Annotated in this window: 12 protein-coding genes and 2 riboswitches; of the genes, 9 read left to right on the plus strand and 3 right to left on the minus strand. The window is 36.8% G+C overall.

Annotated features, from left to right (window positions below; translation table 11 throughout):
• Positions 1–236 precede the first annotated feature (236 nt).
• Genes GZH82_RS01655 through GZH82_RS01670 form a run of 4 tightly spaced genes read left to right on the plus strand, consistent with a single transcriptional unit; the run spans position 237 to position 4,294 of the window.
• Positions 237–2,171 (plus strand): BglG family transcription antiterminator, encoded by a 1,935-nt coding sequence (locus GZH82_RS01655; RefSeq protein ID WP_162681022.1) that lies wholly within the window; start codon positions 237–239, stop codon positions 2,169–2,171.
• Between the two features lie 12 nt (positions 2,172–2,183).
• Positions 2,184–2,633, plus strand: coding sequence for a PTS sugar transporter subunit IIA (locus tag GZH82_RS01660; protein ID WP_162681023.1), 450 nt, complete (start codon positions 2,184–2,186; stop codon positions 2,631–2,633).
• Positions 2,630–2,914, plus strand: a complete 285-nt coding sequence (locus GZH82_RS01665; protein ID WP_162681024.1) for a PTS sugar transporter subunit IIB — start codon at positions 2,630–2,632, stop codon at positions 2,912–2,914. Before GZH82_RS01660 ends, GZH82_RS01665 begins: the two co-directional genes overlap by 4 nt.
• Positions 2,915–2,932: 18 nt before the next feature.
• Positions 2,933–4,294 (plus strand): PTS ascorbate transporter subunit IIC, encoded by a 1,362-nt coding sequence (locus GZH82_RS01670; RefSeq protein ID WP_162681025.1) that lies wholly within the window; start codon positions 2,933–2,935, stop codon positions 4,292–4,294.
• Positions 4,295–4,425: 131 nt separating this feature from the next.
• On the opposite strand, the gene GZH82_RS14560 is transcribed toward GZH82_RS01670, so the two are convergent.
• Positions 4,426–4,608 carry a type I toxin-antitoxin system Fst family toxin gene (locus tag GZH82_RS14560; protein WP_457853110.1) on the minus strand — a complete coding sequence of 61 codons (183 nt, stop codon included), beginning with the start codon at positions 4,606–4,608 and terminating at the stop codon, positions 4,426–4,428.
• Positions 4,609–4,919: 311 nt separating this feature from the next.
• The gene (locus tag GZH82_RS01680) at positions 4,920–5,033 is read right to left on the minus strand and encodes a type I toxin-antitoxin system Fst family toxin (protein ID WP_162681026.1); all 114 of its coding nucleotides are present in this window, start codon (positions 5,031–5,033) and stop codon (positions 4,920–4,922) included.
• Positions 5,034–5,521: 488 nt separating this feature from the next.
• Between GZH82_RS01680 and GZH82_RS01685 the strand changes: the two genes are divergently transcribed.
• Positions 5,522–7,222 carry an IS1182 family transposase gene (locus tag GZH82_RS01685; RefSeq protein WP_238989616.1) on the plus strand — a complete coding sequence of 567 codons (1,701 nt, stop codon included), beginning with the start codon at positions 5,522–5,524 and terminating at the stop codon, positions 7,220–7,222.
• Positions 7,223–7,306: 84 nt separating this feature from the next.
• On the opposite strand, the gene GZH82_RS01690 is transcribed toward GZH82_RS01685, so the two are convergent.
• Complete coding sequence (locus tag GZH82_RS01690; protein WP_343236280.1) at positions 7,307–8,506, minus strand: IS110 family RNA-guided transposase; 1,200 nt, start codon at positions 8,504–8,506, stop codon at positions 7,307–7,309.
• A gap of 599 nt (positions 8,507–9,105) precedes the next feature.
• On the opposite strand from GZH82_RS01690, the gene nrdD reads away from it, so the two are divergent.
• From nrdD to GZH82_RS01710, 4 genes are all read left to right on the plus strand, one after another.
• Positions 9,106–10,923 carry an anaerobic ribonucleoside-triphosphate reductase gene (nrdD, locus tag GZH82_RS01695; RefSeq protein WP_457853111.1) on the plus strand — a complete coding sequence of 606 codons (1,818 nt, stop codon included), beginning with the start codon at positions 9,106–9,108 and terminating at the stop codon, positions 10,921–10,923.
• Complete coding sequence (nrdG, locus tag GZH82_RS01700) at positions 10,920–11,459, plus strand: anaerobic ribonucleoside-triphosphate reductase activating protein (RefSeq protein WP_162681028.1); 540 nt, start codon at positions 10,920–10,922, stop codon at positions 11,457–11,459. The genes nrdD and nrdG overlap by 4 nt, the downstream gene beginning before the upstream one ends.
• A 199-nt stretch (positions 11,460–11,658) precedes the next feature.
• A riboswitch (SAM riboswitch) is annotated at positions 11,659–11,757 on the plus strand.
• Positions 11,758–11,821: 64 nt separating this feature from the next.
• Positions 11,822–13,099 carry an O-acetylhomoserine aminocarboxypropyltransferase/cysteine synthase family protein gene (locus GZH82_RS01705; RefSeq protein WP_162681029.1) on the plus strand — a complete coding sequence of 426 codons (1,278 nt, stop codon included), beginning with the start codon at positions 11,822–11,824 and terminating at the stop codon, positions 13,097–13,099.
• 163 nt (positions 13,100–13,262) lie between these two features.
• A riboswitch (SAM riboswitch) is annotated at positions 13,263–13,363 on the plus strand.
• Positions 13,364–13,409: 46 nt separating this feature from the next.
• Positions 13,410–14,789, plus strand: a complete 1,380-nt coding sequence (locus GZH82_RS01710; protein WP_162681030.1) for an LLM class flavin-dependent oxidoreductase — start codon at positions 13,410–13,412, stop codon at positions 14,787–14,789.
• Positions 14,790–14,795 lie beyond the last annotated feature (6 nt).

Raw genomic sequence — 14,795 nt, forward strand, 5'->3', positions numbered from 1 at the left:
TTCAAATTTCTTCATTTCCATTTTAATTATGTTTTTATGTTTTTGAAATGACTTTGATTATAAATCGTTTAAGGTTTTAATGAATACAACTGCAATGTAGGATGGAGGTTGATGTGTCTTGATACTAAAGATTTCCTGCCAGCTACATATGCAAAATTTCGTTTTGAAAACTGAAGTGAATTGCACATCTATGACACTTCTTGAACTATTACAATAATGACATAGGAGGTTGAACGTTGTTAACGAACAGACAATATGAAATTTTAGACAAAGTCATCAAAGCTAAAAGTTTCGTTTCCATTGCTGAATTGGCGAATGAATTTGAGCGCTCCGAAAGAACCATTCAATACGATATTGAGTACATTGAGTTTATGAAGGAATCGTTGCATTTACAAATTCAAAGGAGTAAGAGTAACGGAATTAAAATTGACTGTGAAGATTTGAGTGCGATTCAGCAAATGAATAAAGCGACTTTTCCAGAAGTGCATTTTACGAAAAGTGAGCGGCATTTGCAGATTTTGCTACATCTGTTTGAAGCGAAGGCACCTGTCAATTCGCGAATGTTATCTGCTTTGGTCAATGTTTCTAGACGTACGATTGTAGATGATTTGAAAGATGTGACAGAGTGGCTTCAAGAGCAAATGTTAACTTTGCAATATGTGAAAAATAAAGGGTTTGTCATCAATGGCGACGAGGTGAGCTATCGAAAAGCTTATGGTCTGATCACCCAAGAATATGTGAAGTCAACGAATGAATTAGTACGTAAGACGTTATTTGAGGATGAAGATATGCAATGGATGCGCCAAATTGTTCTCAATACGTTAGAAGACAAACAATATCCTCTCTTTCAAATTGCGATTGATGGATTGGTCATTCATTTGTTGATTGCGATACAGCGTGTTAAAAAGCATTTTACTATCGAGCCACCTGTAGAAGCACTCACAGCACTAATGGAGACGGATGCATTTCAGATTGCTCAGGCAATTCAAGTGGAAGTCGAACGTCATTATGACATTGATTTTCCGACGTCAGAAACAATGTTCATCGCATTACATTTATTGGGAGCTAAAAAGTTAAAGGTTGGTAATGATCATGTTGGGACTGAGGAGCTGAAAATACTCATTCATCAATTTATGGAAAGAATGAGTGCGAGCTTAGGTATCGATTTGATTAAAGATACGAAATTGCTCAATAATCTATATCTTCATTTAGCACCCGCATTAAATCGTTTAACGTATCGTTTCGTTCAACAAAATCCTATTAAACAAGATATTTATGCACAGTACATGGAAATAACTGAAGTGATTACCGACAATATTTGGATTTTTGAAGAATTGTATCATGTTGATTTTACCGATGATGAAATCGCTTATTTAACACTACACGTGGCTTCAGCGATTGAAAGATTAACACAACATAAAGGTCGAAAAATCAAAATTGTATTATTGTGTGGTTCTGGTATTGGAACATCCCAATTATTAAAGGAGAGATTGCGAAAAATATATCCAGAGTTTGATATTTTAGATGCTTATTCGTTATATCAAATTGATGAATCCAAGTTGAAACAACGTTATGTGGATTATGTCATTACGACAGTGCCGATTGAATTGGAAGCTATTAAATGTGTGGAAGTGACACCGTTTTTAGATGAGAAAGATAGAGAGAAGTTAAATCATATCATTAATAAAGAACGAGAACGTATTGCACATCATTTAACACGTAAAGGCTTGCAGTTGAAACAAGTCATGAAGCCGGAATATATGGCGACAATTCAACAAAAAATGTCGCGAAATGAGGCAATAACAGAAGTCATGCGTCCGTTAGAACAAGCGGGCATGATCAATGCACAATTCAAAAAAGAGATTATCAATAAGTTGGATGAGTTTGGTGCGTATATGGTCATCAGTCCTCATATTGCGTTACTTCATGGCAGTACGGAACATGCGTTAAATGGGGTAGGCATGACATTGTTTTATTTTGAACAGGGTGTCTACTTTGATCATGAACGTTTTGATCCAGTAAAGCTGATGATTGGCTTAGCGACGGATGAGCCACAGAAACATTTAACTGCTTTAAAAGAACTAAGCGATATTTTATTGGATGACACTTTACGCGGCCAACTCTTACATGGAGATTTAACGGGATTAAAAAATAAATTAACGTGTTCGTAAAGGAGGCCGAATATGTCTTTAGAAATGTTGACAGAAGATAAGATAAGTGTTAAAGAATGTGTTGTTTCTTGGGAAGAAGCGATTAAAGAGGCGTCACAACCACTCATTGATCAAGCATACTTTAGTCAAAGTTATGTCGACGCGATGATAGACAGTGTATATCGTTACGGACCTTATATCGTGATTGCACCTGAGATTGCGATTGCACATGCAAGACCCAATGGCAATGTGAACAAAGTCGGCGTCAGTTTGTTGAAATTGAATGAGCATATTGATTTTGGTGAAAAGAGTCATTACGCCAGTTTAGTTTTTGTGTTTAGTGCAGTGGACACTCATTCACATTTGGATATTCTACAAAGTCTAGCACGGGTTTTAGGAGATATTGAAACGGTTGAAAGTTTAATTCAAAGTCATGATGAAGCTGAAATATTAGCAATTCTAAAAGGGGTAGAGGCAAAATGAAAATTTTAGTGGTATGTGGTCACGGTTTAGGGAGTAGCTTTATGGTAGAAATGAATGTCCAAGAAGTGTTAAAGCAGTTGACCTTAAAACAAAATATCGATGTTGAACATAGTGACATTATGTCAGCAAGTCCAGAAATGGCAGATTTGTTTATTTGTGGACGTGACTTAGAAGAAAATGCGGCACGACTCGGGAATGTGCTCATTTTAGACAATATTTTAGATAAGGAAGAGTTAGAAAGAAAATTAACAGATAAATTCGAGACGTTAGATGTCATTTAAAAATAAGGAGTGTTGTCTATGCAAACGATACTTGATTTAATAGTTGATGTACTCAGCCAACCTGCGATACTTGTAGCTTTGATTGCATTCATCGGCTTAGTTGTACAGAAAAAGCCAGCGTCAGTTGTGACATCAGGAACAATTAAAACGATTCTAGGATTTCTAGTGTTAAGTGCAGGTGCCGGTGTGGTCGTGCAATCATTAGAACCATTTGGTAAGATTTTCCAACATGCATTCGGGGTACAAGGTGTCGTTCCGAACAATGAAGCGATTATTTCGATAGCTTTAGAAAAATATGGGACGACAGCAGCACTCATTATGGTTTTTGGCATGTTAGTCAACATTTTAATTGCGCGCGTGTCGAATTTAAAGTTTATTTTCTTAACAGGTCACCACACATTTTACATGGCAGCGTTTTTAGCTATCATTTTAACAGTAGATCATATTAAAGGTGTGTTAACAGTAGTGTTAGGTGCATTGATTTTAGGATTGATTATGGCTGTATTTCCAGCATTGGCACAACCGACGATGCGTAAAATTACAGGCAATGATCAAGTCGCATTAGGACATTTTGGGACAGTGAGTTATTGGGCAGCAGGTGAAGTAGGAAAATTGTTTAAAGGCCGTTCTAAATCGACTGAAGAAATCAAGTTTCCTAAAGGATTGAGCTTTTTACGAGAAAGTACGATTAGCATTTCGTTAACGATGATTTTACTATATTTAATTGCGAGTTTGTTTGCAGGTGTAGGATATGTGCAAGATGAAATTAGTAAAGATCAAAACTTCATCGTCTTTTCACTCATTCAAGGCGTTACTTTTGCGGCAGGTGTGTTCATCATTTTAACAGGTGTGCGTTTGATTTTAGCAGAAATTGTACCCGCATTTAAAGGGATTTCAGAAAAGTTGGTCCCACACTCGAAGCCGGCACTGGATTGTCCGATTGTTTTCCCATATGCGCAAAATGCAGTGTTGATTGGTTTCTTTGTCAGCTTTTTAACAGGTGTACTCGGTATGTTTGTTATGTTTTTAATTGGTGGTGTAGTGATTTTACCAGGTGTTGTCCCACACTTCTTCTTAGGTGCGACTTCAGGTGTGTTTGGGAATGCACGTGGCGGCATTAAAGGTGCTATTGCGGGTTCAGCTTTAAATGGTTTGCTTATCACGTTTTTACCTTTACTCTTCTTGCCGCTCTTAGGAGATTTAGGACTCGCTTCAACGACTTTCTCAGATACTGACTTTTTAGTTGTCGGTATTGTATTTGGTAATATCGTCAAATACTTAGGTATTGTGGGTCTTGTAATCGGTATTATCATTACAACCGTCGTTGCGATTGTACTACAAAAACGCGGTCGTACAGTATCAGAACCGACAAAGTCTTAATATGTCTTGCTTTAGAATAAACTTGCACTTTTCTTAAAGAGACGCTATAATAGTGTCATAAAAACTCGTACATTTAGTACTACACCAAACCCCCTCACTTTCGTGGAGTGAGGGGGTTTTTAATGGTGCGGCTACGATCGCCTATTTTTATTACCGTTGTCTTTATTTCGTAGCCAATGGGCAAATAAAGCAACAGTACAGCCACCAAGAACGGTAACTGAAAATTGTGCTAAAAACTCGCACATATTCCTACACCCCCCCTTCATGTCAAGATGACACCTAAAGGATAGGCGATACCCTATTATATTACACATTAAATATAAAAATAAAGTTATAACATATAACAAAGCATTTATTGTTTTTCCGTTATTAAATGTCTCTCAGTTTCTTAAAATATGATAATATTTAACACGTTACCTCATTGACTTCTCTTTTATTTTTTTAATTTAGAGCATTTGGTTATATTGATTGCATGTCATTAAAGGTTTTTAAGTGGTGATTAGTTTTCTTAATTCACTTGCACTTTTCTTAAAGAGAGGCTATAATAGTGTCATAAAACTCGTACATTTAGTACTACACCAAACCCCCTCACTCCTTAACAGTGAGGGGGTTTTTAATGGTGCGGCTACGATCGCCTATTTTTATTACCGTTGTCTTTATTTCGTAGCCAATGGGCAAATAAAGCAACGGTACAGCCACCAAGAACGGTAACTGAAAATTGTGCTAAAAACTCGCACATATTCCTACACCCCCCTTCATGTCAAGATGACACCTAAAGGATAGGCGATACCCTATTATATTACATATTAAATATAAAAATAAAGTTATAACATATAACAAAGCGTTTATTGTTTTTCCGTTATTAAATGGCTCTCGGTTTCTTAAAATATGATAATATTTAACACGGTACCTCATTGACTTCTCTTTTATTTTTTCAATTTAGAGCATTTGGTTATATTGATTGCATGTCATTAAAGGTTTTTAAGTGGTGATTAGTTTTCTTAATTCACTTGCACTTTTCTTAAAGAGAGGCTATAATAGTGTCATAAAACTCGTACATTAAGTACTACACCAAGGGGCTGGGACATAAATCCCGGCTCAAATAAAGAATCGACTAAGTAAGAAATCATTTACTTAATCGATTCTTTTTTAGATATTATTTAAAAAAAATAAAGTCCTCGCGTATAATATTGAATAACCACAAACATAAATACGGAGGAACTTTATATGTATAAAAATTATAACATGTTTCAACTTACACTTCCAATAGAAACTGAGATGTCTTTTCCTGAAAATGATATTGTATTCATTATTAACAAACTTGTAGAATCTGTTCCCCAAGAAGCTTTTAATCCATATTATAGCCAAAGAGGTCCTTCATCTTATCACCCAAAAATGATGTTAAAAATCATACTGTATAGTTATGCCCATTCTGTTTTTTCAGGACGAAGAATCGAGCATCTGTTAAAAGATAGTTGTCGAATGATGTGGCTTGCGCAAGGTCAAACGCCAACTTATAGAACCATCAATCGCTTTAGAGTGAATCCCCACATGATGGAATTTCTACATATTTTATTTGTCGGTTTAAGAGCCCAATTATTAGAAGATAAACTCATTACAGAGGATGTCATTTATATTGATGGCACAAAAATAGAAGCAAATGCGAATAAGTACACATTCCAGTGGCTGGCTAATACGAAGCGTTTTAGTCAGTCTGTCATTGAAAAATCAACGGCTTTATATGAGCAACTCGTTTCTGAAGAGATTATTCCTGAAATCAAACGTGAATCTGGGCATGAATTAACAAGTGAAGAACTGAATCAAATAGAGACGCATTTAGGTCATAAAAATGATGCGCTCACGTCTGAAATTGAAACGACTCAAGATGTAGAGACAAGAAAAACCCTTAGAAAAGAAAGAAGTAAGGTGAGACAAAGTAAGAAAGCCATCCAAGATTTTAAAGACCGTAAAATCAAATATGACAAGCAAATGGAAATTTATGGTGACAGAAAAAGTTATTCAAAGACCGACCACGATGCGACCTTCATGAGAATGAAAGATGATCATATGAGAAACGGCCAATTGAAACCGGGTTATAACCTACAAATCGCAACCCATAATCAATTCGTTTTAGCTTTTGGTGTTTACAGTTATCCAGGTGATACAAGAACGCTCGAACCATTTTTAAAATCCATCCACAATTTATATGGTGACATTCCAGAGTATATTGTGGCAGATGCGGGTTACGGAAGTGAATACAACTATACCATGATACTCGATGAATTTGAGAAAACACCTTTAATCACTTATAGTATGTATCTCAAAGAGAAGCAGCGCAAATATAAAAACAATCCATTGATTACTGCTAACTGGGAATACCGTGAGATAGATGATTACTATATATGTCCTAACAAAAAGGAATTACATTTCCAAAGTTACAGAAAGAAAAGAGATGGATACGGTATTCAAAGAGATTTTAAATTATATGCATGTGAAGCGTGTGTGGGCTGTCCATTACGAAGTCAATGTATGAAGCAAAGTACGAACCCCAACACAAATAAACGCTTATTTAAAAATTTAACTTGGGACTATTTTAAAGCCTTCACAAATCAACAGCTTTCAGATCCAAAGACGAAACACATTTATCAAAAGAGAAAGATAGATGTTGAATCAACTTTTGGAAATCTGAAGGCTAATTTGGGTTTCCAAAGATTATCGGTTCGCACAAAATCAAAGGTTGAGTGTGAACTTGGCATCGCACTCATGGCAGTGAATATACGAAAACTAGCTAAAATAAGTGTTCGTTTTCGTTCGTTAATAAGAAAAAAGCCGTCAAATTCTAAAAAAATGAATTTTGACGTCTTTTTCTTAAAGGAGCTGAAGTCTATGTCCCAGCCCCTTTCCTACGATTTGTCAAGGGTTCAATAAGTGAAATTGACATTACTGAACTAGACCGTCCAATTTTTACTTTTTTGAATAAGGTGTTATGATGTATATGATTATGTGGTTTCGTTAGTGTGGTGCTTTCTGATAATCATATAATTTATCATTGACTATCAAGTAGTGAATGGTCTTTAATAAGCGATTGATACTCGCTATTACGGCAGTCTTGTGGGGTTTCCCATGAGGCTGCTCTCTTAATTTATAATAATAATCCACAATATGGCTTTGATAATGATTTCTTCCCCTAAGAATGTTCATAGTGATTAAATACAATAAACGCCTTGCTTTTTTATTTCCTCTTTTATTAATCGTATCTCGACTCTTTGAAGTTCCTGATTGGTAACGTTTAATATCAATGCCTACAAATGCATTCAGTTGTTTATTTGTTTTGAATTCTCTAATATCTCCAAGTTCCCCAATAAGCAATGTAGCTGTGAGTTCTCCGATGCCAGGAATTGAAATAATATTTTCAAACTCAGTTGTATTTTTAGCTAAATCAATCATTTCCTGATTAAATGCTTTCATTTCTTCTATCCCAATAAGCAGTTTGTCGCATAAGTATTGGACTTTTTGTAGGAGGAAAGAAGACTTGCGCACATTCGGAAAACTATTATTCTTTATTTCAATTAATTTTTTGGCATACTTGTGCGCTTTTTTAATTGAAATGCCTTTATCAGTTGAATGAAGTACTTTTTCCACCAATTCATCATGAGTCAAAATACTTACATAATCAGGATGAGGAAATGCTTTAGCTATATTTAATGCGATTTTTGAATATCTGTTAGTAAATAACTTTTCTAACCCTGGAAATGTTTGATGTAGTGTTTCGACTAACTCAACTTTGAGACAATTTTGGTTGATCTCCATTTCTAAGTGAAAGCGCGCACGTTCTCTCAGTTCAAAGTAGATCTCTTCAGGATGACGTTGTACCTTTGAATCTTTCATTCTAAAGGCAAGAAGTGCGAGTTTATGTGCGTCTGACTTATCTGTTTTCCATGATCTTAACGAATTTGTTTTAAACTTGGCTTCTAGGGGGTTCATTTCTAAGTAATTTATTTTGTGAATTTCACAAAAGTGTTTCATACCTCTTGAATAAACACCTGTTGATTCAAAGAGGATAAACAGGGAATCAAGATGCTTGATATAATTTTTAAGATAACGATAGCCATTTTGATTATTTTGAATGACCAATTCTTTAACGAAAACTTCATCCTTATAATGTGCGACCACACTTTCTGACTTACTGATATCAATACCAAAACAGTTAATAAAAATCATACCTTTCTCTATTGAATTGAGAAGATTTTAACTTTACTTAGCCTTTTTCATTTCATTTTCCTATACACGGTTTCTAAAACCCAACATACTTCAATCGAATTTCAAAAGGAGAGTAAAGCTGATCAGTTTACATTACGGATTCAAAGATCCAAGGGACTGCGCGATCTACTTCTCTCTACAACTATAAAAAATAGCTGTGAAGAAATCTATCGTCATAAATTTCTTCACAGCTAATCTTAGTATGTTTTAATGGTGCGGCTACGACTACTTTCAATTTGTCTTAGCTTTTTAAAATGAGATCATACTGAGTGACATCCTCTATATACCTACCATATTTTAAAATTCACCCAAAACATATCCAAAGATAATACACACTATTTAACTAAAATCAGTGGTACGATGAAGTTATTTTTGACACCTTCTATCTCACAATACTTTGTTCACATAATGTTTGAAAAGAACTGACAAATTCGTAAATCTGTCAGTTATCATTTGAAAACACTATATATGGTGTTTATGATTGTGTATAGATACTATATATAGAAAAGAGTGATATTTTGACACAACTAGAAAAAGAATTAACTGGTTTAATGACAAAAGATCCTACAATAGTAAATGAAAATGCAAACAAGGATAGTGAAACGTTTTCAACAATGCGTGATTTGACTGCAGGGGTAGTCTCAAAATCGTATGCTTTAGATTATTTATTGCCCAAACATGTGGCAGAGGCACATCGAAAAGGGGAAATACATTTTCATGATTTAGATTATCACCCATTTCAGCCATTGACGAATTGTTGTTTAATCGATGCCAAAGGAATGTTGGCGCAAGGCTTTCAAATTGGTAACGCGCAAGTCACATCTCCTAAATCGATACAAACAGCAGCCGCACAACTCGTTCAAATTATTGCGAACGTATCAAGTAGCCAATACGGGGGGTGCACGATTGATCGAGTGGACGAATTATTAAGTACATATGCGAAATATAACGAGCAAAAACATCGTGGTATTGCGCAACAATTTGTAGACGAAGCGCACATTGAAACTTATGTCGATCAACGTGTGACACAAGATATTAGTGATGCGATTGAAAGTCTAGAATATGAAATTAACACATTATATACTTCAAATGGTCAGACTCCTTTTGTAACTTTAGGATTTGGTTTGGGTACGGATAAACTCAGCCGTAAAGTTCAAACAGCCATTTTAAAAACACGTATTAAAGGTTTAGGTAAAGATCGAATCACTGCAATTTTTCCTAAACTTGTCTTCTCAATTAAAAAAGGAACGAATCTGTCACCGTCAGATCCTAACTATGACATTAAGCAGCTCGCATTAAAATGTTCGATGAAGCGCATGTATCCAGATATTTTAAATTACGACAAAACCGTAGAATTGTTAGGTGACTTTAAAGCACCTATGGGATGTCGCTCATTTTTACCGGCTTGGCAAAATGAAAAGGGTGAATATGAAAATAGTGGCCGCTGTAATTTAGGTGTCGTTACTTTAAACGTACCACGCATTGCGATTGAATCAGAAGGCGATATTGAACATTTTTGGATTTTATTTGACGAACGCATGCAAGTGCTCCACGATGCTTTAGCTTATCGTATTGAACGTGTCAAGGAGGCAGTGCCAAATAATGCACCAATTTTATACAAACGCGGTGCTTTTAAATATCGTCTTGATGAAAACGATTCGGTGGATGCTTTATTTAATAAGCAACGTGCGACAGTCTCTATGGGTTATATTGGACTTTATGAAGCGGCTACAGTATTTTTCGGACCAAATTGGGAAACAAATCCTGATGCCAAAGCGTTCACACTTGAAATCTTAAAACGCATGCAAGCTTATCAATATAGTTGGACTGAAGCCCATGACATTTGGTTTAGTATTTATAGCACGCCAAGTGAGTCTTTGACAGATCGTTTTTGTCGTTTAGACTATGAGGCGTTTGGTTCGATTCCTGACATTACAGATAAAGGTTATTATCAAAACTCTTTTCATTACGATGTGCGTAAAGACGTGACACCGTTCGAAAAATTAGATTTTGAAAAAGATTATCCGTATTTTGCAAGTGGGGGATACATTCATTATTGTGAATACCCTAAATTAGATCATAATGTGAAAGCGCTTGAAGCAGTGTGGGATTACGCATACAACCGCGTAAGTTATCTAGGTACAAATATTCCAATTGATCGTTGCTATGAATGTGGTTTTGAAGGCGACTTTGAAACGACTGAAAAAGGTTATAGTTGCCCACATTGCGGAAACCATAATCCTGAAACAGTCGATGTTGTTAAACGGACATGCGGTTATTTAGGTAATCCTGTGCAACGTCCTATGATTGAAGGGCGTCATAAAGAAATGTGCGCGCGTGTGAAACATATGAAAGCGAATCCCTCATGATTGCACAAAAAATTAAAAAAGGTGCAGGTTATATCGCTAAAATCGAATACCAAAGCTTCGTCGATGGAGAAGGCGTACGTTGTAGCGTTTATGTTTCAGGATGTCCATTTTTATGTGAAGGTTGCTATAATGTTGCAGCCCAGAACTTTCGATATGGTGAACGGGCAACGGAAACATTGATATCGGAAGTGTTAGATGCGTGTGCGCCGGAATACATTTCAGGATTAAGTATTTTAGGAGGCGAACCTTTTTGTAACTTAGATATCGTTATCCCATTAGTACATGCTTTTCGAGAACGCTACGGCAGCCGGAAATCAATTTGGGTTTGGACAGGCTTTTTATTTGAGTATTTATGGTTTGCACATGATGAACGGACCGCGTTATTAAAACAAGTTGATGTCATTGTAGACGGCATGTTCATTCAAAAATTATATCAACCTAATTTGCCCTATAAAGGGTCATTAAATCAACGTGTCATTGATGTCCATCAATTTATTAAAACCGAGATGATGAGCCAGTCGATTTACATTGAATAAACAGGTTGCGTGTTGATTCCCACAAATATGATTTTTTCAAATTTTTGCAATTTGCAAGAAAATTCGGATTTGTGTATTGACATCGCTAGGAATGTTAGATAGACTTGTTGTATCATTAAAAGCCAATAAAACACCCGCACGGTTATTGCATTGGCCGTTCTATTTGCGCGATACATCTTGCATTTTAACAATTGAATCATACTTATCAAGATTGGTGGAGGGACAGGCCCTTTGAAACCAGGCAACCTATTCAGTTAGGTGCTAATTCCTGCAGGTGATTTTACCTGAGAGATAAGTCTTCTAGTAAAAGTCTATCTTTATCAGGTAGGCTTTTATTTTTTTATTATTAGGGGGAATGTCAAATGACAAGTGATTTTAAATTTGAAACGTTGCAATTGCACTCAGGACAAGAAGTCGACGAAAGTAGCCATTCACGTGCTTTACCGATTTACCAAACGACATCTTTTACTTTTGATGATACGGCACATGCGGCGAATTTATTCGGCTTAGATGAACTTGGAAATATTTATACACGTCTGATGAATCCTACGACGAACGTTCTTGAAACACGTGTGGCTGAACTTGAAGGGGGTGTCGCTGGTGTAGCGGTTGCTTCAGGTATGGCAGCTATCACGTATGCGATTCAAGCTGTCGCGCAGAAGGGTGATCATATCGTAGCAAGTTCTACATTATATGGCGGGACACATACACTTTTCACACATACGTTACCGAAATATGGGATTGATGTCACATTAGTAGATACGAAAGAAGTCAGTCATATAAAAAATGCGCTTCAAGACAATACGAAGGCATTATTTGTAGAAACCATTGGGAATCCAGAAGGCAATATTGAGGATTTCGATGCACTTGTAGCAATTACAAAAGCACAAGGTATACCACTTATTGTTGATAATACATTCGCGACGCCTTATCTTTTTCGTCCGATTGAATATGGGGCGAACATTGTTGTTCACTCTGCGACCAAATTTATTGGTGGGCACGGAACTTCAATGGGTGGTGTCATTGTTGATGCAGGTAACTTTAATTGGGATAATGGCAAGTTTCCAGGATTAAGTGAACCCGATCCGTCTTATCACGGTTTAGTGTTCAGTGAAAAATTTGGAGAAGCCGCACTTGCTTTTAAAATTCGTACAACAATTTTAAGAGATACAGGAGCAGCGATCTCACCGTTCAATGCATTTTTACTAACGCAAGGCTTAGAGACGCTTTCATTACGGTTAGAACGTCATGTGGAAAATGCTGAAAAAGTTGCACAATATCTTGAAAAGCATGACAAAGTCGCATGGGTTAAATATGCTGGCTTACCGACGAGTGAATATTACGACTTGAAAGAGAAGTATTTACCAAAAGGCGCAAGTTCCATCTTTACCTTTGGTGTCAAAGGTGGATACGAAGCCGGCAAAAAATTTATTGAAGGCTTAGAATTATTTTCTTTATTAGCGAATGTAGGAGACGCAAAGTCACTTGTTATTCATCCCGCATCCACGACGCATCAACAATTGACGGAATCAGAACAAACAGCAGCAGGTATTGCCCCTGAGACGATTCGTCTTTCGATCGGCCTTGAGCATATCGATGATATTATTGCGGATTTGGAAAAAGGCTTTGCCAAAATTTAACTTGTAAGCGTCACACAAAATGAAAATAAAGGGAAATTCATGATCCGATAGATTGAAATGAACGCTTTTAAATCGTAAAACATCATATGAAAAATGTAGTTGTTCTATCGGTCATTGTTTTACCTTTCATTAATTAAAAAACACCCCATGAATGTACATCATCGTCTTATCAAGAGAGATGGAGGGACTGGCCCGATGAAATCTCGGCAACAGGAATTAATTCACTGTGCCAATTCCAGTAGCGCAATTGCTAGAAGATAAGTCAACTTTCACTATGCCTTATCTTCCTATTTTTTAGGAGGTAATGTTCATGACACGAAAACAAATTCATTTTAACGGATTCGTCCAAAATTCTCCCTCTCCGCATGCTTCAGGTTTATGGAAACACCCAAAAGATAAAGGAGCGACACACCACAATTTAAAATATTGGACGGATATTGCTCAAACTTTAGAGCGTGGTTTATTTGATGGTATTTTTATTGCTGATGTGTTGGGGACTTATAGTGTTTACAACCAGTCCCATGACGCCGCAGTGAAACATGCCGTTCAACTCCCCGCACACGATCCTATTCCGCTCGTTTCTGCCATTGCAGCGGTAACTGAGCATATTGGTATTGCACCTACTGTCTCTACTACCTATGCACAGCCATATAAATTGGCACGTCAATTATCTACACTCGATCATCTGACCAATGGCCGATTAGGTTGGAATGTTGTAACGTCTTATTTAGAAAGCGAGGCAGTGAACTTAGGCTTAAAAGAGCGCTTGCCTAAAGCGTTGCGTTACAACCGTGCAGACGAATTTTTGCAAGTGAGCTATCAGTTGTGGGAAGACAGTTGGGAAGACGATGCGGTTGTTAAAGCACGTGAGATAGACACGTATGCTGATCCTTCTAAAGTTCATGCGATTCATCATAAAGGTACATTTTTCGATATACCCGGACCGCATCTTGTAGAGCCTTCTCCTCAAAGAACGCCTGTCTTATTTCAAGCAGGTGCCTCCGAAAAAGGCAAAACATTTGCTGCAAAGCATGCAGAGGCTGTGTTTACAAAACATACCTCTATTGAATCGTTGCGAGCGTATGTCACAGACATTCGGACAAGGGCACAACAATTTGGCCGTAATGGAGAAGATATACTTGTTTTTCCAATGGTTTTACCTATTATCGGTGAAACTGAAGCAGAGGCTTATGAAAAATATGAAGCGCTTCAAAATGAAGTCAGCTATGAAGGTTCAGTCGCATTGTTAAGTGGACATACGGGTATTGATTTTTCTCAATATGATCCAGATGAATATATCGAAAATATCGAGACAGAAGCGATGCAAGGCAATCTCAATTTATATACAAAAGACCCACATCGAAAATGGACATTGCGAGAAGCGGTGAAAAACCACGGGCTAGGTAATGGAACGGCTAAATTCATCGGCACACCCAAAAAAATTGCTGATCAATTGGAATTGTGGGCGAATGAAGGCGGTGCGGACGGTTTTAATATTGCACAAGCCTATTCTCCAGGTACATTTGAAGAATTTGTCGACTTAATCATTCCTGAATTACAAAAAAGAGGCATATATCGTACAGAATATGAAGGTGAAACTTTACGTGAAAATATGTTTGGCAAAGGCCATACGAAAGTGAAACCGACACATCCCGCACGAAATAAAAAAGCCAATTTAGTACAGATATAGGGGGAT

The sequence above is a fragment of the Staphylococcus sp. MI 10-1553 genome, from assembly GCF_010365305.1.
GTDB lineage: Bacteria > Bacillota > Bacilli > Staphylococcales > Staphylococcaceae > Staphylococcus.

Excerpts from the sequence above, each read along its gene's own strand:
- GZH82_RS01660 (WP_162681023.1), top strand. The coding sequence starts at position 2,184 with ATGTCTTTAGAAATGTTGACAGAAGATAAGATAAGTGTTAAAGAATGT.
- GZH82_RS01665 (WP_162681024.1), top strand. The coding sequence starts at position 2,630 with ATGAAAATTTTAGTGGTATGTGGTCACGGTTTAGGGAGTAGCTTTATG.
- GZH82_RS01670 (WP_162681025.1), top strand. The coding sequence starts at position 2,933 with ATGCAAACGATACTTGATTTAATAGTTGATGTACTCAGCCAACCTGCG.
- GZH82_RS14560 (WP_457853110.1), bottom strand. The coding sequence starts at position 4,608 with ATGTGTAATATAATAGGGTATCGCCTATCCTTTAGGTGTCATCTTGAC.
- GZH82_RS01680 (WP_162681026.1), bottom strand. The coding sequence starts at position 5,033 with ATGTGCGAGTTTTTAGCACAATTTTCAGTTACCGTTCTTGGTGGCTGT.
- GZH82_RS01685 (WP_238989616.1), top strand. The coding sequence starts at position 5,522 with ATGTATAAAAATTATAACATGTTTCAACTTACACTTCCAATAGAAACT.
- nrdD (WP_457853111.1), top strand. The coding sequence starts at position 9,106 with ATGACAAAAGATCCTACAATAGTAAATGAAAATGCAAACAAGGATAGT.
- nrdG (WP_162681028.1), top strand. The coding sequence starts at position 10,920 with ATGATTGCACAAAAAATTAAAAAAGGTGCAGGTTATATCGCTAAAATC.
- GZH82_RS01705 (WP_162681029.1), top strand. The coding sequence starts at position 11,822 with ATGACAAGTGATTTTAAATTTGAAACGTTGCAATTGCACTCAGGACAA.
- GZH82_RS01710 (WP_162681030.1), top strand. The coding sequence starts at position 13,410 with ATGACACGAAAACAAATTCATTTTAACGGATTCGTCCAAAATTCTCCC.